General features: G+C 49.0%; 2 protein-coding genes. Both read right to left on the bottom strand.

Translation table 11 applies throughout. The features are described 5' to 3' along the window. A partial coding sequence (locus tag R7Z77_RS24870; protein WP_194944023.1) for a peptidylprolyl isomerase occupies window positions 1-134 on the bottom strand: 134 nt, incomplete at its 3' end. A 118-nt stretch (window positions 135-252) separates the two neighbouring features. Next, window positions 253-813 (bottom strand): methyl-accepting chemotaxis protein (locus R7Z77_RS24875; protein WP_318136986.1); only part of this gene is annotated, 561 nt, incomplete at its 5' end.

An 813-nucleotide genomic window follows, 5' to 3' on the forward strand; every position in this document is an offset into this window, starting at 1 on the left:
ATAACGCGGTGGAAAATCGTGCCGTTGTAGAAGCCCTCTTCACAGTATTTTTTGAAGTTTTTTGAGCTTACTGGTGCTCGTTCCAAGTTCAGTTCAATTTCGATGTCACCGAAATTGGTGGTCATAATAATCATGTCGATCTGCCCTTGTGGGTGCTAAGTTGGCGGCATTATAGCGAAGTCGTTTCTAGGTCGTAACAAAAACAGCGACGTCACAGCGTCGCTGTTTTTATTTGTCGGTTAGCCTGTTGGATTAAACCGTGAAACGACCAACCAAGTCGTAGAGCTCGTTGGCTTTGTGATTGAGGTTTTGGCTTCCCGAGCGGTTTTGGTTGGCAAGGCTTGCCGATTGACTACTTTGTTGCGAAATGACCTCAACACGTTGAGAGATTTCTTGTCCCACTTGGCTCTGTTCTTCGGTTGCAGTGGCGATCAGCGTGTTCATGTCCATAATGTTGGCAATCGCTGCTTGAATGTCTTGCAACGCAACCGAGGCGGCGCGCGCCTCTTCTACCGTTGCTTCACCGCGCGCTTGGCTTGATTCCATCGCACGTACTGCGGCATCTGAGCCAGATTTTAGTTGCTCAATCATTTTATGGATATCGCCTGTACTGTCTTGAGTGCGGCTTGCCAGCTTGCGGACTTCATCTGCTACTACCGCGAATCCACGTCCTTGATCGCCAGCTCGCGCAGCTTCAATCGCGGCGTTTAGCGCAAGCAAATTAGTTTGCTCGGCAATATCTTGAATCACTTCTAAAGACGATGCGATGTTTTGAACGTCGCTTTCTAAACGGGCAATCACAGTGCTCGCCTC

The sequence above is a fragment of the Vibrio sp. 1401 genome (assembly GCF_033340295.1).